General features: G+C 58.9%; 20 protein-coding genes. 10 read left to right on the top strand and 10 right to left on the bottom strand.

What is annotated here, in order from left to right; all coding sequences use genetic code 11:
- Positions 1-150 precede the first annotated feature (150 nt).
- Positions 151-1,383 carry an AI-2E family transporter gene (locus RBH10_RS14190; protein WP_281036780.1) on the top strand — a complete coding sequence of 411 codons (1,233 nt, stop codon included), beginning with the start codon at positions 151-153 and terminating at the stop codon, positions 1,381-1,383.
- Positions 1,384-1,582: 199 nt separating this feature from the next.
- Here RBH10_RS14190 and RBH10_RS14185 read toward each other — a convergent pair whose 3' ends face one another.
- Positions 1,583-2,038, bottom strand: coding sequence for a GNAT family N-acetyltransferase (locus RBH10_RS14185; RefSeq protein ID WP_281036781.1), 456 nt, complete (start codon positions 2,036-2,038; stop codon positions 1,583-1,585).
- A 104-nt stretch (positions 2,039-2,142) separates the two neighbouring features.
- On the opposite strand from RBH10_RS14185, the gene RBH10_RS14180 reads away from it, so the two are divergent.
- Positions 2,143-2,574, top strand: coding sequence for a hypothetical protein (locus RBH10_RS14180; RefSeq protein ID WP_281036782.1), 432 nt, complete (start codon positions 2,143-2,145; stop codon positions 2,572-2,574).
- A 3-nt stretch (positions 2,575-2,577) separates the two neighbouring features.
- Here the strand turns inward: RBH10_RS14180 and RBH10_RS14175 are convergent, their stop codons facing one another.
- The 3 genes from RBH10_RS14175 to RBH10_RS14165 all read right to left on the bottom strand — a co-directional run bounded on the left by RBH10_RS14175 (position 2,578) and on the right by RBH10_RS14165 (position 5,049).
- Positions 2,578-3,732 carry a DUF2336 domain-containing protein gene (locus tag RBH10_RS14175; RefSeq protein ID WP_281036783.1) on the bottom strand — a complete coding sequence of 385 codons (1,155 nt, stop codon included), beginning with the start codon at positions 3,730-3,732 and terminating at the stop codon, positions 2,578-2,580.
- Positions 3,733-3,844: 112 nt separating this feature from the next.
- Positions 3,845-4,456: a flavin reductase family protein gene (locus RBH10_RS14170; protein ID WP_281036784.1), complete on the bottom strand. Its 612-nt coding sequence runs from the start codon at positions 4,454-4,456 to the stop codon at positions 3,845-3,847.
- Positions 4,456-5,049, bottom strand: coding sequence for a nitroreductase (locus RBH10_RS14165; RefSeq protein WP_281036785.1), 594 nt, complete (start codon positions 5,047-5,049; stop codon positions 4,456-4,458). Before RBH10_RS14165 ends, RBH10_RS14170 begins: the two co-directional genes overlap by 1 nt.
- Before the next feature lie 110 nt (positions 5,050-5,159).
- On the opposite strand from RBH10_RS14165, the gene RBH10_RS14160 reads away from it, so the two are divergent.
- On the top strand, positions 5,160-6,140 hold the full coding sequence (locus RBH10_RS14160; protein WP_281036786.1) for a hypothetical protein: 981 nt from the start codon (positions 5,160-5,162) through the stop codon (positions 6,138-6,140).
- Between the two features lie 207 nt (positions 6,141-6,347).
- Here RBH10_RS14160 and thrS read toward each other — a convergent pair whose 3' ends face one another.
- The 4 genes from thrS to RBH10_RS14140 all read right to left on the bottom strand — a co-directional run bounded on the left by thrS (position 6,348) and on the right by RBH10_RS14140 (position 9,813).
- Positions 6,348-8,351, bottom strand: coding sequence for a threonine--tRNA ligase (thrS, locus tag RBH10_RS14155; RefSeq protein ID WP_281036787.1), 2,004 nt, complete (start codon positions 8,349-8,351; stop codon positions 6,348-6,350).
- 131 nt (positions 8,352-8,482) lie between these two features.
- Positions 8,483-9,004, bottom strand: a complete 522-nt coding sequence (locus tag RBH10_RS14150) for a DUF1697 domain-containing protein (protein WP_281036788.1) — start codon at positions 9,002-9,004, stop codon at positions 8,483-8,485.
- On the bottom strand, positions 9,001-9,360 hold the full coding sequence (yidD, locus tag RBH10_RS14145) for a membrane protein insertion efficiency factor YidD (RefSeq protein WP_281036789.1): 360 nt from the start codon (positions 9,358-9,360) through the stop codon (positions 9,001-9,003). The genes RBH10_RS14150 and yidD overlap by 4 nt, the downstream gene beginning before the upstream one ends.
- Positions 9,361-9,363: 3 nt before the next feature.
- Positions 9,364-9,813: an iron-sulfur cluster assembly scaffold protein gene (locus tag RBH10_RS14140; protein WP_045017438.1), complete on the bottom strand. Its 450-nt coding sequence runs from the start codon at positions 9,811-9,813 to the stop codon at positions 9,364-9,366.
- 285 nt (positions 9,814-10,098) lie between these two features.
- On the opposite strand from RBH10_RS14140, the gene folE reads away from it, so the two are divergent.
- From folE to RBH10_RS14120, 4 genes are all read left to right on the top strand, one after another.
- Positions 10,099-10,725 carry a GTP cyclohydrolase I FolE gene (gene folE / locus RBH10_RS14135; protein WP_045017325.1) on the top strand — a complete coding sequence of 209 codons (627 nt, stop codon included), beginning with the start codon at positions 10,099-10,101 and terminating at the stop codon, positions 10,723-10,725.
- 28 nt (positions 10,726-10,753) lie between these two features.
- Positions 10,754-11,206: a phosphoribosyl-AMP cyclohydrolase gene (gene hisI / locus RBH10_RS14130; protein WP_281036790.1), complete on the top strand. Its 453-nt coding sequence runs from the start codon at positions 10,754-10,756 to the stop codon at positions 11,204-11,206.
- A gap of 97 nt (positions 11,207-11,303) precedes the next feature.
- A complete protein-coding gene (locus RBH10_RS14125) occupies positions 11,304-12,230 on the top strand; it encodes a patatin-like phospholipase family protein (RefSeq protein ID WP_045017322.1) in 927 nt (308 codons plus the stop codon).
- Positions 12,231-12,305: 75 nt separating this feature from the next.
- Positions 12,306-12,635 (top strand): hypothetical protein, encoded by a 330-nt coding sequence (locus RBH10_RS14120; RefSeq protein ID WP_281036791.1) that lies wholly within the window; start codon positions 12,306-12,308, stop codon positions 12,633-12,635.
- 51 nt (positions 12,636-12,686) lie between these two features.
- On the opposite strand, the gene RBH10_RS14115 is transcribed toward RBH10_RS14120, so the two are convergent.
- On the bottom strand, positions 12,687-13,121 hold the full coding sequence (locus RBH10_RS14115) for a CBS domain-containing protein (protein WP_045017319.1): 435 nt from the start codon (positions 13,119-13,121) through the stop codon (positions 12,687-12,689).
- 154 nt (positions 13,122-13,275) lie between these two features.
- Complete coding sequence (locus RBH10_RS14110; RefSeq protein ID WP_045017318.1) at positions 13,276-14,049, bottom strand: rhomboid family intramembrane serine protease; 774 nt, start codon at positions 14,047-14,049, stop codon at positions 13,276-13,278.
- 358 nt (positions 14,050-14,407) lie between these two features.
- Here RBH10_RS14110 and RBH10_RS14105 point away from each other — a divergent pair, with 358 nt between their 5' ends.
- The 3 genes from RBH10_RS14105 to RBH10_RS14095 all read left to right on the top strand — a co-directional run bounded on the left by RBH10_RS14105 (position 14,408) and on the right by RBH10_RS14095 (position 17,095).
- On the top strand, positions 14,408-14,965 hold the full coding sequence (locus RBH10_RS14105) for a PAS domain-containing protein (protein ID WP_281036792.1): 558 nt from the start codon (positions 14,408-14,410) through the stop codon (positions 14,963-14,965).
- Positions 14,966-15,148: 183 nt separating this feature from the next.
- A complete protein-coding gene (locus tag RBH10_RS14100; RefSeq protein WP_045017314.1) occupies positions 15,149-15,766 on the top strand; it encodes a PilZ domain-containing protein in 618 nt (205 codons plus the stop codon).
- A gap of 720 nt (positions 15,767-16,486) precedes the next feature.
- Entirely contained in the window at positions 16,487-17,095 is a 609-nt protein-coding gene (locus RBH10_RS14095) for a transglutaminase-like cysteine peptidase (RefSeq protein ID WP_045017312.1), read from the top strand.
- Positions 17,096-17,100: the final 5 nt, after the last annotated feature.

Below are 17,100 nucleotides of genomic sequence, written 5' to 3'. Positions count from 1 at the left end.
CCAAGACCGATGTTCTATTTTTACCAAAATCGTTCAATAGGCTAAGCAATAAACACACAACGGTAATGTGATCCGGTTATATTGCACTTATATGTATCGGTGTGACAGAGTGAATGCACCCTTCGGGGAGAATGCGAGAAAGAGCCTGCCGTGAGTAATATTGACAGCCGTAAGCCCAATGGCGAACCGAGATGGCTCGGTCCCGCCAGCCCGACGCGGATCGCCCTGATCCCGCCCATATCGGCTGCGCGCTGGCTGCTCGTTCTCGTTGCACTGGCAGGTATCTATTTTTTCCACGGCTTTCTGGTTCCGGTTCTCGCGGCCCTCGTCATCGGTTTCGCCAGCTGGCCGGTCTATACGCGGCTGCTGCGGCAGGTGGGCGGCAACACCACGCTTGGCGCCACCATCGCCATCATCCTCATCATCGCCTTCCTCGTCGTACCGATCTTCATTGCCGCCTCCTATACGGCGAGCGAAATCCGCGAATGGTTCGGCTGGGCCGTGCATGTCAACAAAACCGGCGCGCCCGTACCGGACTGGATCGCGGCGCTGCCCGGCGTCGGTGCCTGGCTTGGCGAACAATGGGTGAAATATATCGGCACACCGGGTGCCATCGGCGAAGTGATCCAGCTCGTCAGCGGCGCCAATATCGGCAATATCTACCGGGCGATCCTCGCCGCCGGCAACGGCGCGTTCCACCTGGTGCTGACCCTGCTGTTCATGCTGATCGCGCTGTTCTTCGTCTATCGCAACGGTGCCGCCTTCACTCACCAGGTCGATCTTGTGGGCGAACGCATCCTGCCGACGCGCTGGGAGCGCATCTCCCGCGTTGTGCCCGCCACCATCAGCTCCACCGTGACAGGCATGACGCTGATCGCCATCGGCGAAGGCATCATCCTCGGCATCGCCTACTGGATTGCCGGCGTCCCCTCGCCCGTCACGCTGGGTGTGCTCACCGGCGTCATGGCGCTCATTCCCGGCGGCGCGCCGCTCTCCTTTACCCTCGTGTCGATCTATCTGGTCGCCAGCGGCTCTCCGGCGTACGGGCTGGCGCTGTTCATCTGGGGCTCGGTCGAACTTTTCATCGTCGACAAGACCATCCGCCCGAAACTCGTCGGCGGCCCGATCAAGCTGCCCTTCCTGCCGACCTTTTTCGGCCTCGTCGGCGGCGTCAAGACCATGGGCTTCCTCGGCCTGTTCATCGGCCCGGTGCTGATGGCGCTTCTGGTCGCAATCTGGCGCGAATGGGTGCGCGAAGTGGAAATCTCCACGGGCGCCAGCGTCGATGTTCCGCCCTCGCCTTCCAAAGACCTGCTCGTTGATGTCGTCGCGGACGACGACGATGACAACGAAACGACCGCGTTTCGAAAAGCGGCGTTTTGATTATTGAAGCCTGCGGGTCAGGCTCGCTTTAATGCGGCTTGGGTTGGCGATACGGTCTGAAACCTCGCCTTCGTCATGCTCGGGCCTGTCCCTGGTATCTGCAACCGATTGATTTTGGGATACGTGGCTGGATCCTCGGCACAAGGCCGAGGATGACGTGCAGTGTGCGGCAAGGCTTGCCAGCAAACTCCCGCCTGCCCTAAAGCGCCTTCTCCATGAACAGGCTGAGCGGATCGGGCCTGTAGGGCGCGAAAGCCTCGATCTCGACAAAACCCGCCTTGCGATAAAGGCCGATCGCTTCCGGCTGGCTGATGCCGGTTTCAAGCCGGATAGCATTAAGCCCAAGCTCGACGCCGCGCGCGACAAGCGTATCCATGATCAGCTTGCCGATCCGCAACCCCCTCGCCTCGGGATCAACAAACATGCGCTTGATTTCCGCCGTGCCGTCACCTGCCTCCACCAGCGCGCCGCAGCCGACAACGCGACCGTCATGTCGTGCTACGAAGAAGGAGACATTGTCCTTCTCCAGCTGGCTGATATCAACCAGATGATTGCTCTCGGCGGGATAAAGCGATGCCATATAGGCGTTCGACAGATCGATGAGACGCAGAACCGCTTCCTGCCGGGGTGTTTCAAGCTTGATTTCGGGAGCCAATGCGATGCCTGCTTTCTTTCAAAAAATGCGTATTTCGTCGTAATGTCACTGCAATCCAGATAGATGAATTTCTAGAGCATAATTCCCGACAGAGGCAACACACCATGAAAACAGCCCTCGTTCTCATGACCTTTCTAGGCTGTGACGACACCGCCACCGATTGCCATTACCTCGCCACATCGCAGCAGCGCTGGACGAGCATCGAGCTGTGCGATGCCGTGTCGGAAAAAGAGCTGGAACGGTATGCCAATGCCTCCTACCCGGTCGTGGTGGCTGTGTGCCAAACGCCGGGTGAGCCGACACCACAAACGGCAGGCAATATGCCCGCTACGCCACCCTCCGCCGCACCGACTGACACGACGCCGCAGGCAAGCGAACAGGTGTCACAAAAGGAAGAAGAGAGCCTGACCCGACAGGCGATCAGCCGCGTCAGCCGTATCCTGCCTTCCACCGAGGGCGTGAAGCACCTGCTCGGAACGCCGGTCAGAATGGTCGAAAACAGCTATTCCTGGATTGCCAAACGCTTCGAGAAATAAATCTCAGGCGGCCTCGACCGTCAGCGCCTGCGCATAATGCCGCGCCTTCTGCCGTTCCTCGGCAATGGTCAGCTTGCGCACGGCGTGCAGCAGCTCGAACAGCGTTTCAGAACCGTCGACGTTGCGGAAATGCGCCAGCAGTTCGGCCGAGACGGAGGCTGAGGCCTGCGACAGATGCGAGCGGGCGGCGCGGCGCCACATCAGCGTCGCCTCCATGAAGACGTCAACGACATCACCCAGAAGACCGACGGACTGGAACAGCGCTTTCAGCGCATGCGGTCGTCCGGTCGCCAGAATGGCGCGCACCTTGCGGTCGTCCAGCCCTGAGAGATTGACCATCGCCGCCGTGAAAAACTCCAGCCGGCCCGAACAGACGGCATGAATGAGGAGCGCCGGCGTCAGTTCCAGCCTTTGCCGCAGATGCTCCACCAGCGCCGGCAATTCGGGCGCAGAAACGTTGGCGGCGATGAGGATGGTGGCGGAATCTTCCGCTTCACGAAAAATACTGTCGGCGCGGTTTCGCGCAATCAGCGCGTGAACCAGCGCCGAACCCGCCAGGGCCTCGCTGACACGCGCCATCAGGAGATGACGGGCATCGGCAGGCAGCACCTCGCGGCAAAGCAAGAGATCGCGGATATCGGCGTCCGAGCCATGGCGTTCGGCAATGCGCCGCAAGGAAAACGGCGTGATGAAGGCCTCGTCGTTCTCAAGGAGGATGATCGTTTCCGGCAAATCGCCAACTTCAGCAAGTGCTGCGCAGACACCGCGCGGCAGGCCCGGCCTTGCGGCGATGAGGGCACGGGTGAGGCTTTCGCCGCGCCCGGCAAGATCAACCAGATCGGCTTCGCAGAGAACCGGCGAACGGGCGATCACGGTGCAGGCGATTTCCGGCTGGTCTTCGGCAAGCGAAACGAGAATGGCGCGCGGGGCTTCAGCGGCATCCGCCAGCGCCTCGGCAAGCGCCAGCCGCACACGCGGCGAAGGATCGTCAAGAAGATAGGTCATCGCCATATAGGCGGCATCGCGGTTTTCCCGCGCCATGTCGGAATGCAGATAGGCACGGCCGAGAGCATTGGCAGCCTTCGCCCGCTCGGTCGATCCAGCCTTTTCAGACCAGCGAAGAAATGCCTGTACGATCACCTGAGCCTCGAAACACATTCGCAACAATGGATGACGGCATCATTGCCGCCACCATGTATAAAACTCTAGGCGCAAATGGTTTACGTTTGGTTCACCATAAAATTTAACCGTTGCCGGCGAAGAACTATATTTACGGCGCAGTAGAAGGACGCTGCAACTGGAAGACATCGCTACCGCCGTCGCAGTAGTCCATATAACCCATGCGCGCCACCGGACGTGCAAGCCCCATGTCGATGCGCCCATCACGAATGATCGCTTCGTCAATATGGATCGCCATGACCTGCCCGATCACCATCCATGAATCCGCCGGCTTGCCGTCGATATCCATGAGTTGCTGTATCTGGGTCACGCGGCATTCCAGAACGGCCAGTGCCTCGCCCACGTAAGGCGCATCCACCACGCGCCCGTCAACGGGGGTAAGACCGGCAAGCCGGAATTCGTCGACATCATAGTCAACCGCAGCGGAAGACGCATTCATCCGGTCGATCAGGTGGCGGCTGACGAGGTTGGCGGTAAAGACGCCGGTCTCCTCGACATTGCGCAGGCTGTCTTTACGTCCGCTGGAGGAAAACATCACCAACTTCGGCCGGTCCGAAATCGCGTTGAAGAACGAATAGGGCGACAGGTTGAGAGAACCGTCCCTGCCCTTCGAGCCGATCCACCCGATCGGCCGCGGCGCGACGATGGCCTTGAACGGATCATGCGGCAGGCCGTGCTGGTTGGTGTCGGTGGTGTAGAACATCAGTTTTCCCCGACCCCATTGCCCACCCAGGTCACCACATCGGCAAGCTCCGGCCGCGGCCGCTCGACCAGCGGGAATGTCGTGGAACCGATATGGATAAATCCGGCAACCTTCTCTTCCGCGGCAACACCCAGTTCCGACAGGAAGGTGGTATCGAAAGCAAGCCATTCCGTCAGCCAGTTTGCCGCAAAACCATTGGCATTGGCGGCGAAGATGAGATTGAGGCAGACGGCGCCGGCGGACATGACCTGTTCCCATTCCGGGATTTTGAAATGCGGCTTGGCGGTGCTGATAACGGCAATGACAACAGGCGCGCGGGTGAAGCGGGTGCGCTCCACATCCTGCTGCTGCAGGTCCAGTTCCGGGTTTTTCTCGAGCGCGATCCGAAGCGCCGTCTCACTGAGACGCACGCGATCTTCGCCGCGATAAACGACGAAACGCCAGGGCGCCAGCTTGCCATGGTCAGGCACGCGCACGGCAAGGCGCAGGATTTCCTCGATTTCCGCTTTCGAAGGACCCGGCTCACCAAGTTGCAAAGCGGGGGTGGAACGGCGAACATTGAGATAGTCGAGGAGCTTGATGTCACTTGTCATGATCAAAAATCTTCCATTGTGCTGTCATCGCGAAATTATGGGCCTTGAAATAGCCACGGCATTGGTTTTGAAGTGGTCCGGGAAAATCAAGAAGTCAATCGGTATCGAAAATGTCGGCAATCAAATTCGCGGCACGTCTGGCCATAGCGTTCGCCGCGATCGGCGTTTTATCACAAGCGGCTTTTTCGCAGGACGCTTTCAAGGACTTCAAGCAGCTGGGCGGCACGCCGAAAATGCCGAAACTCAACGCTTTTACTGCCCCTTCCGCCCCCAACGCCCCGACGAGCACCGCCCGTGATATCGCCATGGAAGCGAAGCTTACCAGCGAAGGTGAAGCGGTGAAGGAAGGTCTTTCCTGGCGCGTCTTCAGCCCTATTCCCGGCGCTGACGGCAAATTGCCGATGCTGGCAAGCTCCGAGGGCGGCTCGGCACATTTCAATCTGGTACCCGGCGAATATTTCGTCAACGTCGCCTTCGGCCGCGCGGGCGTTACCAAGAAACTCAATGTTCCAAGTTCCGGCAATGTCCAGAAACAGGTTCTGATTCTCGATGCCGGCGGTTTCGTGCTGAATGCGATTGCGGGGTCCGACAAACAAATCTCCGGCAACCAGCTCAAATTTTCCGTCTATTCGTCCGACGCCCGACCGGATGGCGAGCGTGGCCTTGTCATGGCCGACATCAAACCGAACACCGTCGTCCGCCTCAACGCCGGCACCTATCATGTGGTTTCGGAATACGGCAACGTCAATGCGGTGGTGCGCGCCGACATTCAGGTGGAAGCCGGCAAGCTGACCGAAGCGACCCTTCAGCATCAGGCGGCGCAGATCACCCTGAAGCTCGTCTCCGAACAGGGCGGTGAAGCCATTGCCGATACGGCCTGGTCGGTGCTGAACGGCGGCGGCGACGTGGTGAACGAAAGCGTCAGCGCGTTTTCGACCATGGTTCTGGCGGAAGGCGAATATACCGCCATCGCCCGCAACAAGGACAAGGTCTACCAGCGCAACTTCAAGGTCACGTCCGGTAGGGACTCCGATGTGGAAGTGTTGATGAAGGATCAGGCGCCGGAAGATATGACTGGCGATTTCGAGTAGGCGGGGCCGCACATTCATCGCGTGTTCGGAGGCGAGGTTGTGCAGAAGGCCATCGCACTCCACGTCATCCTCGGGCTTGACCCGAGGATCCATTCCCGCCGCCGCCAGACCGTGGATCCTCGGGTCAAGCCCGAGGATGACTGCGGAGTGGTTGACGACTTCCTCAACCCATAACAAAACGGCCCCCGAAGGGGCCGTCGTCTCTAATCATGCAACCTGCTTCTTCGCCGCAAGCTTGCGCTTCACGTCCGGCGGCGTCGCCTCGTCCACGAGGCTTGTAATCGCGTCTTCGAGCGACATCGGCGTCTGGTTCTGGGAACCGAGACGGCGGATGTTGACGGTGCGCTCTTCCGCTTCCTTGCGGCCGCAGACAATGATGACCGGAACCTTGGTCACCGAATGCTCGCGGACCTTGTAGTTGATCTTCTCGTTGCGGAAGTCGGTCTCGACCGCCATGCCTGCCTCGCGCAGCGCTTCGGCAACCTCGCGGCCGTAATCGTCCGCATCCGAGGTAATCGTGGCAACGACGACCTGAAGCGGCGCAAACCACAGCGGCATGTGACCGGCGAAGTTCTCGATCAGGATACCGAGGAAGCGCTCCATCGAGCCGCAGATGGCGCGATGGATCATCACCGGCTGCGTCTTTTCGGAGTTCTGGTCGATATAGAAGGCGCCGAAACGTTCCGGCAGGTTGAAGTCCACCTGCGTCGTGCCACACTGCCATTCACGGCCAATGGCGTCCTTTAGCGTATATTCGAACTTCGGCCCGTAGAAAGCGCCCTCGCCCGGCATAATGCCGGTCTTGATGCGGCCGCCGGACTGTTCCTCGATGGTCTTCAGAACCTCCAGCATCACGCTTTCGGCGCGGTCCCATAGATCGTCGGAACCGACGCGCTTGTCCGGGCGTGTCGAAAGCTTGACGACGATCTCGCTGAAGCCAAAATCCTCATAGACGGAGAGGATCAGGTCGTTGATGCGCAGGCATTCCGCCGCCATCTGCTCTTCCGTGCAGAAGACATGCGCATCATCCTGCGTGAAGCCGCGAACGCGCATCAGGCCATGCAGAGCACCGGAGGCTTCATAGCGATGGACATTGCCGAATTCCGCAAGGCGCACGGGCATTTCTCGGTAAGACTTCAAGCCATGCTTGAAGATCTGGACGTGACCCGGGCAGTTCATCGGCTTCAGGGCAAAGACGCGCTGGTCGGCATCCTCGTCATCGGGATGGGTGAAAGCATGGGCGGATTTCACCGCGAACATGTTTTCCTGATACCAGCCCCAGTGACCGGAGGTTTCCCACAGCGACTTATCCAGCACCTGCGGCGCGTTGACTTCCTGATAGGTATTGGCGAGACGCCGGCGCATATAGGCCGTCAGCGTCTGGAACATGCGCCAGCCCTTGCCGTGCCAGAATACGACGCCCGGACCCTCTTCCTGGAAGTGGAACAGGTCCATTTCCCGGCCAAGACGACGGTGGTCGCGCTTTTCGGCTTCGGCCAGAACGTGCAGATAATTGTCCAGCTCTTCCTGCGTCGCCCAGGCGGTGCCGTAGATGCGTGACAGCATCGCATTGTTGCTGTCGCCACGCCAATAGGCGCCGGCCACCTTCATCAGCTTGAAAGCGGTACCGATCTGCCCCGTAGACGCCATATGCGGACCACGGCAAAGATCGAACCAGTCACCCTGATAATAGATCTTCAGGTCCTGACCTTCGGGAATGGCATCAACCAGCTCGACCTTGTAGTTCTCGCCCTTGGCGGCAAAAACTTCCTTGGCCTTTTCGCGCGACCAGACCTCGCGAGTAAACGGCTTGTTGCGCTGAATGATTTCCTTCATGCGCTTTTCGATCTTCGGCAGATCTTCCGGCGTAAAAGGTTCGTTCTTGGCAAAATCGTAATAGAAGCCGTTCTCGATAATCGGGCCGATCGTCACCTGCGTGCCGGGCCACAGTTCCTGCACGGCCTCTGCCATGACGTGGGCGGCGTCGTGGCGGATGAGTTCCAGCGCACGGCTGTCCTCACGCGTGACGATCTCTATCTTGCCATCGGTGATTGCCTCGGACAAATCGCGCAGAGTGCCATCAAGCCCAATGGCGACAGCCTTCTTCGCAAGCGATTTGGAGATGGATTCGGCGACCTCGCGGCCGGTCGTGCCGGCGGGATAGCTGCGTACGGAACCATCGGGGAATGTTAGGGAAACGGTTTGTGACATCGTCAACTTCTCCTGATCCAGTCCCGCCAACGAATGCGGGTGGTGTTGGAATAAAATGAACGCCCTCTTTGCAAGATGGGCAGGCAGGCTGATAAAGAATTTTCCCGTTCCAGTCAAAGGTGAACGGCAGCTCAGCGCAGCATTTCGGCAATTCCGTTGACGGTATTGGCGTTGCGGGTCGTGCCGATACCGAGCCTTTTCGTGGTCAGCACGGAGAGAAGCCGGCTTTCGCTCGGCTTGCCGCAAAAGTCGATCCACAAGTCACCACCGACGATGGCGATCTTTTCCTTTTGTCGATACTTCTCCAGAAATCCGAGGCCGTCATTGCCGAGCGGCTCGCGCATTACCCGGATGCAGACATCCGGTGGATTACCGTTCGGAAACGGGTTGGTGGCGGTCAGGGCCAACCAATCGGGGGCCGAACGAACGAGAATATCGACATGTTTGTTGAACCGTTTCTCAAAGGCGCGCTCCAGCATGTCCTCGATTTCGCTGACCGCAGCGCTCTCCGCACGAAAGACCAGATTTCCGGTTGCGACCAGCGTCCGGCATTCGCCGAAACCCAGTTCCTGCGCCATTTCGCGCAGATCGGCCATGATGAGCCGCCTGCCTGGGCCAAGCACGATACTGTGCAGCAGAGCTACATGGATCATCGGTGCAGCGTCCAGTAACGCCAGGGCGTCCACCAGTGCCTGTTGGCGGCCAGCGTTTCCGGCACAGGGTCAAGCCCGCTGGTGCCACCCGGCCCGCAGCGCGCAACACGAAACAGCGTCATCCAGCCACCCGGCCAAAGCCCGTGGCGCGCGATCGCCTCATAGCCATATTCGGAACAGGTGGGGATATGGCGGCAGGAATTCCCGACAAAGCCCGACAGGGTCAGCTGATAGAGCCGGATGAAGCCGACGCCGAAAAGACGGCCTGGCGTCTTGGCAAAGGTACCACCCCAGTTGCGGGATCGCCTGACCTTTTCCGCCGTCGCCTGATGTCCGCAATCCGGTTCGCCGCACATCGCCTAACCCGCAGCGTTCAGAGCCGGCGACCGGTCTTCGATCTGGTCGAGCGCGTCGACGACCGCTTCGAAAGTCAGCATGGTCGAGGCGTGGCGGGCCTTGAAATCCCGCACGGGCGAAAGCACCCGCATATCCTCAAAACGGCCCGTAGGCCCCTCACCGCCCTGTTTGAGCATGGCGAGCATGTCTTCCCGCGCCTGTCGGATTTCACCGCTGGAGGCGCCAATGATATGATGCGCCATGATGGAGGCCGACGCCTGCCCCAGCGCGCAGGCGCGCACCTCGTGTGAAAAAGCCGTGACGATACCGCCTTCGACTTTCAGATAGACCTTGAGTTTGGAGCCGCACAGCCGCGAGTGTTTTTCAGCGCTGGCATCGGCATCATCAAGCACGCCGGTCAGCGGAATGTTTCCGGCAAATTCCAGAATTCGGTTGTTGTAGATATCGTCCATCGTCAGGTATCCGGCGCGTTTAAGAATGCCCAAAAACGGGACAGGTCAATTTTTTCAAACACAGTGTTTGTCGCAGTCAAGCTTTCCTGCCCTTCATTCTCATTATATGCTAACGAGCTTTCTGGACATCAAGCCGGTATGAAATTAACGGCTCCGATACCGAAATATCAGCACTGGCCTTGCCAAAATGCTGTAAAACAACCAGATAGCAGCAACGGCGGGCAAAGTCCCCGCTACGAAAAACAAAGTTCAGGTGCGGCCTTGACCCGCATCGGGAGAGACGGAATGGATGCGATCGTGAAGAATTTCCCCGGCGCTGGCGCAAAACCCGAAGTGGCCGAGGCTCGCCCAAGCCAGGCGGAAGCGGAAGAAGCGGTACGCGTTCTTCTGCGCTGGGCAGGAGAAAATCCCGCCCGCGAAGGACTTCTGGATACGCCCAAGCGCGTCGCCAAGGCCTATCGCGAGCTGTTCGCCGGTTATGAGCTGAACGTTCAGGACGTGCTCGGCACAACCTTCGAGGAAGTCGGCGGTTATGACGATGTGGTGCTGGTGCGCGACATCCCCTTCTTCTCCCATTGCGAACACCACATGGTGCCAATCGTCGGCAAGGCGCATGTCGCTTATCTTCCGGCTGGCCGCGTGCTCGGCCTGTCGAAGATTGCCCGCGTTGTCGAAATCTTCGGCCGCCGCCTGCAGACGCAGGAAAACATGACCGCGCAGATCGCAAGATCGATCGAGGAAACGCTGAAGCCGCGCGGTGTGGCCGTCATGATCGACGCCGAACATATGTGCATGTCCATGCGCGGCGTAAACAAGCAGGGGTCCACGACCCTCACCACCAGCTTCACCGGTACGTTCAAGAACGATCCGGCCGAGCAGGTGCGCTTCATGACCATGGTGCGGAACCGCTAACGGTTCCGCTTTTCCTCCGGGGTTAGCAATGTCCACATCGTTTCCGTCCGCGCCTGCGGACAAGGAAGTGCTCGAAAACGCAGGTCTATTCTCGCCGAAATTTGATGCCCACGGCCTTGTCACCGCCGTGGTCACCGATGCGCGCGACGGCGAATTGCTGATGGTTGCCCATATGAATGCGGAAGCCCTGTCGCTGACGCTGGAAACCGGCATTGCGCACTATTACAGCCGTTCGCGCGACAAGATCTGGAAGAAGGGCGAAACCTCCGGCAACCTGCAGACGGTGAAGGAATTCCGCACCGATTGCGATCAGGACGCCGTGTGGCTGAAGGTGTCCGTCGCCGGCCATGATGCGACCTGCCATACCGGCCGCCGCTCCTGCTTCTATCGCACGGTTGAACTGGCCGATGGCAATGCCGTGACCAAGATCACCGACGATACCCGCCATTTCGATCCGGCGAGCACCTATTCGGGCACCTGAACGGCGACCTTCCATAGACTGCACCAATTTGCTACCAATAGGTCTGGATTCGGGGAGGACAGGCCGGATCTGAGGAACTGGCAGGGAGTGTACGGTCATGTTGGGCTGGGGAAGCAATCGTCACAATCCTCTTGCGGCTGGAAACCCCGAAAACATCGTCAACGAAATCGTTGATACGCGCCGGATCGCGCTGGCGCTCGGCGGCGGAGCTGCGCGCGGCTGGGCCCATATCGGTGTCCTGAGGGCGCTCGACGAGGCCGGGGTGAAGATCGGCATGATCGCCGGAACCTCGATCGGCGCACTGGTCGGCGGTTGTTATCTGGCCGGCAAGCTCGATGAGCTGGAGGAATTCGCCCGTTCGCTGACAATGCGTCGCATTGCCGGCCTGCTCGATCTGACGATCGGCGGCGGCGGTCTCTTCGGCGGCATGCGGCTGACCAAGCGCATGCAGGAACATCTGGAAGGCTTGCGCGTCGAAAACCTCGAACATCCTTTCATCGCCGTCGCCACGGAATTGCGCACCGGCCATGAGGTCTGGATCCATCAGGGCGACCTCGTTACCGCGCTGCGCTCATCCTATGCGCTGCCGGGTATTTTCGAACCCGTGCAATGCAACGGCCGCACCCTGATCGACGGCGCGCTCGTCAACCCCGTGCCGGTTTCGGTCTGCCGGGCCTATGAGCAGGCGCTCGTTGTCGCCGTCAATCTCAATTACGATCTGTTCGGCCGCTCCGCCGTGGTCAAACACGCCTCTTCGCCGCCCAATGGCGCCGCGCCATCGCTGGAAAGCCCGCCACGCCCCGGCCTGCCGGGCGTCATGGTGCAGGCCTTCAACATCATTCAGGACAGGATTTCGCGCTCGCGCCTGGCGGGCGATCCGCCGGACCTCATGCTGCACCCTCGCATCAACGATATCGGCCTGTCGGAATTCCATCGCGCCAGCGAAGCCATCGACAGGGGATACGAGGAAACGCGCGCCCGCATTCCCGAACTGGAACGCATGCAACAGGCATTCCGGCGCTAACGCGCCGCTCCAGAAACGTCTCCAAAGCCCCGAAACGGATCAATGAAACGCCCAGCTTTGGTGAGAGGTGAGATCATGTATTGGTATATCTCAATCCTGCCTCCAACCGCCGAAAATACGCTGTACGACACAAATCGATTGATCGGGTTTCTGGAAGAACAGCCTGAACTCAAACGGACAGGCCCCGTCACTTTTGGGTCGACGGACCGTCAGCCTTGGATCGACATCACCATTGTGAAAGGTGCCGCCGATGGCAACTGGTCAAGCGACGGCACATTCATTTCACAGTTCAACCGGGTGGAAATTGTCTGCTCTGATTATGAGCGGCAAGACTTTTACGTAGAAATATCCGCTAAAATAGCCGATTTTCTTCAATGGCAACCTGTGACGCAGAGCGATGCGTGAGGCCCGGCTGAGACTGAGCCTTTTCCAGCTATCTAACGCCGGGACACAAGATCATCCAGCAATATAGGCCTTGATATGCTCGGCCTCTGCCTCGATCTCGCCGATCCGCGCCTTCACCACGTCACCGATGGAGATGATGCCGGCAAGGCGGCCGTTTTCCTCGACCGGGATATGGCGGAAACGTCCGCCCGTCATGATTTCCATCAACTCGTCGGTAGTGGAGTTCTGATGACAGCGGATGACGTTCTTGGTCATGGCCACCGAGACGGATTGCTGGAGGGAAGCAGCACCCTGACCCGCAATGACCTTCACCAGATCGCGTTCCGTGAAAATGCCGAGAACAACGCCATCGGCATCGGTCACGACGATGGAACCGATCTTGTGCGCGTGCAGCGTGCCCGCCGCCTCGCCAATGCTTACGCCCGGACCCACAGTCACGACATCCCGGCCCTTTCGGTCGAGAATATCCTTTACGAATGTTGCCATGCTTTCCTCCTCCTGTCAGCAATCCGCAGCGCGACGAAGCCTCCTCGCGGTTGCAAATCATGCAACATGGTGCGCTGAGGCCTGCTTGAATGCAATCCCGGATGGGACGCACGCAAGCAAATTTGCGCCACGGCCGACAAGGAACGTGATCGCTCTAGAGCGGGTGTTCCGCACTACCATCGGAAAGGCTCTCGCGGATCGGGCGGTCGAACAGGCCGAAGAAAAGGAAGCCGAGCACAAAGCCGAAAACATGCGCATCCCAGGCGATTTCACCGCCGACATCGCCGAACAGCGGCACGCCGACTGCAATCAACACATTGCCGAACAGCCACATCAGCGTGAAGATCAGCACGGTCCTGTTTGAAAGCGCCGCCAGAATGCTCTGCCTCGGCATCAGGTGACCGAAAGAGGCGCTGTAACCGCCACGTGAGGGAAAAGCGAAACGGCACGCGGCCCCCATCAGCGCCGAAACGACGCCGGATGCCCCGATCAGAACCGTGGCATCGCCCCAGTTCAGCGCCGCGTGGCCAAAGGCCGAAACGGCGGCGGATATGCACCATAACAGCACGAAGCGAAGCGTTCCGATCCGGCGCAGAACCGGTGCGCCGAAGGCCATCAGCCACAATCCGTTAAAAAGAATATGCTCGATGCCGCCGTGCAGAAAAGAATATGTCACCGGCGTCCAGAGCCATTCCAGCCCCTGCTGGGAAAAAGGCACCGCATAACGCAGCGGAATGAAGCCGAAGGTGAAGATGAACCAGCCGTTGCCATCCCCCGACAGAAGGTAGGCGGGAACCACAAAGGCAATGAGCAGCGCCGCCAATATGCCGACCAGAAGTGGCGGCAGGTTGAAGACGGGATTGTGTGCGTCCTCTTTCAGTTCCGAAGTTTCCGAAACCGGCGGCTGTTCGCCGTCCCCATTGGACATGATTCCATCCCTGTCTTTGTGGAAATTTGCGTCCCCCGAGCAATATAGGAAGCCCGGACGAAAAAAAAGCCGTCCTGCCTTTTGGGCGGCTGACGCGAAAACCGCAACCGGTTCCAGCGCCGGCACCCAGGGGCAGTCCGGCTTGCGCTCCCGCCGTGAAATCACGGGGGAAAGCATCAATTGTGCTGACGGGAGCCTGTCCCAGACATTGCCGCACCGATGCCATGACCTTGGTCGCAGCGCAATCTCAACCATTTGTTAACCTTAACAAAATCGGTTGGCACGAAATTCGCTACACCACAAGGAACAGACGTTCGGATGGACATGATGTCCCGAAAACGAACATGGAGAAGATGCTATGAAGAGCATGGCCGGACTGGACATATATGCCTATTGGGACGCGTTGCGCGGCAAGAAGCCCGCGCCCCGCCGCGAAGACATCGATCCCGCAAAGCTGAAACACCATCTCGGCGACCTGTTCATCCTCGTCGACAAGGGAGAGAGAACGCCGTTCTTCCGCCTTGCCGGCACGCGCCTCTGCGACCTGTTCGGCCGGGAACTGCGGGACCATCCGTTTTCGGATCTGTGGCCGGCGGCAAACGCCACCTTCCCCTGCCGCGTCGCCCGCGGCATCCTGCAACATCAATTGCCCGTGGTGTTCGATCTCGAAGCAGAGGATGATCATGGCGCCACACCGCTGGCATTCGAAATGCTACTGCTGCCGCTAAGTTCGGATAGTGACACCGCCCCGAGGCTGCTCGGAGCGCTGTTGCCGGAACGGCCACGTCACGAATTCGCAGCACCCGTCAATTACCTCCTGATGAAGAGCAGCCGCCTGCTGCGCATGGACATCACACCGACGGATTATTCGGCAAATGCCGGAGCCGCTGTCATGCCGCACGCGGTCACTCGCTGACAGGCCACCCAGTCCAGCAAAATGACGATGGATGGCGCGCAGCCATCCCGGAATTTCGCACGAAATACGTCAAAGCTGTAACGATTTTGTCGATCCAAAAAATTGTAAGGGTTAAACAATACAGTCTGTTAACCCGGGTGGCGTAGAGATTTCCCATCATCATCCGTTACAATTGCGCTGTTCATGTTTTCATCTCGTTCGGTCAACACTGCCCAAATCATGCGTCCAGTTGAAGAGGTCCACTTCGACGATCCCGTCCGTGTGTCCTTCACCGGCCGCCTGATGTTGCCCGACCATCAGGAATATGATTGCACCGCGACCGAGATGACCGCCGAAAAAGCGCTATTCACCTGCTCGGGCATTGCGCGCAACGGCGATCGCGTCATTGCCTATCTCCAGCATATCGGCCGCATCGAAGGCGCTGTGACAGCGCTTACCGCATCGGGCTTCGTCATTGCCATCAATGCACCGGAGCGCAAGCGGGAAAAGCTTGCAGCCCAGCTCGCATGGATTGCCAAGCGCCAGCTGCTCGGCCTGCCGGAAGACCGCCGCCACGACCGCCTGACGCCGCGCAACACGCGGGCACATCTGGTGTTGGAAGACGGCGTGCTTCTCGCCTGCCGGCTGATCGACCTTTCCTTGTCGGGTGCAGCCATCGAGATCGAAAACCGGCCTCCACTCGGAACCAGGGTCCAGCTCGGCAAGAACATGAGCGGCAAGATCGTGCGCCACTTCATGGAAGGCGTCGCCGTCGAATTCGACCGGGTCCAGTCGCCCGATGCCCTGATCGAATTTCTCTAGATCATTCCAATAATATAGCGAGCGGTGCGGCGTTTTCGGCGTTCGCCAGCGCTTGTCACGGCTATTGTTTCCGTCATTCCGGCGTTGAGCCGGAATCCAGCCAGCCCGTGCCATTGGGTTGAAAAGACTTTTGCCGCCACCGCCGCACACGCCAACGAGATTCCTGCTCAAGGCCGGAGTGACGGCAGGAAAGAGCTTTCTCCAATCCCATCACCGACAATCTTGAGTTCTGCGCCGCATGCATTCGGTTAAAACCGAATGCCGTGCCACCCGGTCGAGGCGGCCGGATTGCTCCATTTCGTGTTACTTCCGCGCAAAACCGCACGGGAAAAGCCGGTTCCAGACATTTTTTCCAAGAAAAATGCAGTTTTTTTGAAGTTTTTTCCGCCGCGTTTTTATGGTGTTCCGACTTGAAACACCCATCCCAAAACGGGAAATCCTCGTGGCCACCCTGCTTCGCCAGAGGATTGTAGGCGGCGGCAGCAACCTGCCCACGCAGAAAATCACTTTCAATACAGCGGCATAGATGACTACCGAAAACCTAACGGCAAGATAGGTAAAATTGTAATCAAATTCGATTCAAACAATCATAAAAACCAGTTCAAATACAGTTCAAAATTGCCGCTAATTTGCTGAAATATAAGCTTAAATTGACACGTGCATCTTTCCGCGGGGTCAAAATATACCTGCGAATGTCTCCTCAACACGGGGAGACAAGCAATGAACAAAAACAACCGTTTCGGTTTCTTTCTGATCGCATTCATCGTCAGCGCCATCGCCCATCAGGCCAGCGCGTCGCCATCCGCAGCCATGCGTGTGATCGGCAAGGCCAACCCGCCGATTGGCCACTATGAGTTCTGCCAGACCTATCAGAGCGAATGCCAACCGACTTCGCTGGATAACGGCCCGATGAAGCTGACCGAAGAGCGCTGGAAGACGATGCTGGACGTCAACTACACCGTCAACACGACGATCACGCCGATGACCGACATGGAAATCTACGGCGTTGAAGAACGCTGGGCCTATCCCACCACGGTTGGCGATTGTGAAGACTTCGTGCTGTTGAAGCGCAAGATGCTGATGAACAAGGGCTTCTCCGCCACCAACCTCCTGATCACGGTTGTTTTGCAGCCGAACGGCGAAGGCCATGCGGTTCTGACCGTTCGCACCGATCGCGGCGATTTCGTCCTCGACAACATGCGCAACAAGGTCATGAACTGGTCGGAGACCGAATATACCTACCTGAAGCGCCAGGACACCACCAATCCCGGCCGCTGGGTGAAAATTCAGGATGGCCGCGCCACCACTGCGGTCGGCGGCATCAACTGAAGCCA

The organism is Rhizobium sp. AN73, assembly GCF_030757975.1.
GTDB classification, from domain to species: domain Bacteria; phylum Pseudomonadota; class Alphaproteobacteria; order Rhizobiales; family Rhizobiaceae; genus Agrobacterium; species Agrobacterium arsenijevicii.
This window is presented reverse-complemented; position numbering and strand designations above follow the sequence as displayed.

Excerpts from the sequence above, each read along its gene's own strand:
- RBH10_RS14110 (WP_045017318.1), bottom strand. The coding sequence starts at position 14,049 with ATGTCCAATGGGGACGGCGAACAGCCGCCGGTTTCGGAAACTTCGGAA.
- RBH10_RS14100 (WP_045017314.1), top strand. The coding sequence starts at position 15,149 with ATGTTTTCATCTCGTTCGGTCAACACTGCCCAAATCATGCGTCCAGTT.
- RBH10_RS14150 (WP_281036788.1), bottom strand. The coding sequence starts at position 9,004 with ATGATCCATGTAGCTCTGCTGCACAGTATCGTGCTTGGCCCAGGCAGG.
- RBH10_RS14125 (WP_045017322.1), top strand. The coding sequence starts at position 11,304 with ATGTTGGGCTGGGGAAGCAATCGTCACAATCCTCTTGCGGCTGGAAAC.
- RBH10_RS14160 (WP_281036786.1), top strand. The coding sequence starts at position 5,160 with ATGTCGGCAATCAAATTCGCGGCACGTCTGGCCATAGCGTTCGCCGCG.
- RBH10_RS14095 (WP_045017312.1), top strand. The coding sequence starts at position 16,487 with ATGAACAAAAACAACCGTTTCGGTTTCTTTCTGATCGCATTCATCGTC.
- RBH10_RS14120 (WP_281036791.1), top strand. The coding sequence starts at position 12,306 with ATGTATTGGTATATCTCAATCCTGCCTCCAACCGCCGAAAATACGCTG.
- RBH10_RS14165 (WP_281036785.1), bottom strand. The coding sequence starts at position 5,049 with ATGACAAGTGACATCAAGCTCCTCGACTATCTCAATGTTCGCCGTTCC.
- RBH10_RS14140 (WP_045017438.1), bottom strand. The coding sequence starts at position 9,813 with ATGGACGATATCTACAACAACCGAATTCTGGAATTTGCCGGAAACATT.
- RBH10_RS14180 (WP_281036782.1), top strand. The coding sequence starts at position 2,143 with ATGAAAACAGCCCTCGTTCTCATGACCTTTCTAGGCTGTGACGACACC.
- RBH10_RS14175 (WP_281036783.1), bottom strand. The coding sequence starts at position 3,732 with ATGTGTTTCGAGGCTCAGGTGATCGTACAGGCATTTCTTCGCTGGTCT.
- thrS (WP_281036787.1), bottom strand. The coding sequence starts at position 8,351 with ATGTCACAAACCGTTTCCCTAACATTCCCCGATGGTTCCGTACGCAGC.
- RBH10_RS14105 (WP_281036792.1), top strand. The coding sequence starts at position 14,408 with ATGAAGAGCATGGCCGGACTGGACATATATGCCTATTGGGACGCGTTG.
- RBH10_RS14170 (WP_281036784.1), bottom strand. The coding sequence starts at position 4,456 with ATGTTCTACACCACCGACACCAACCAGCACGGCCTGCCGCATGATCCG.
- RBH10_RS14115 (WP_045017319.1), bottom strand. The coding sequence starts at position 13,121 with ATGGCAACATTCGTAAAGGATATTCTCGACCGAAAGGGCCGGGATGTC.
- hisI (WP_281036790.1), top strand. The coding sequence starts at position 10,754 with ATGTCCACATCGTTTCCGTCCGCGCCTGCGGACAAGGAAGTGCTCGAA.
- folE (WP_045017325.1), top strand. The coding sequence starts at position 10,099 with ATGGATGCGATCGTGAAGAATTTCCCCGGCGCTGGCGCAAAACCCGAA.
- yidD (WP_281036789.1), bottom strand. The coding sequence starts at position 9,360 with ATGTGCGGCGAACCGGATTGCGGACATCAGGCGACGGCGGAAAAGGTC.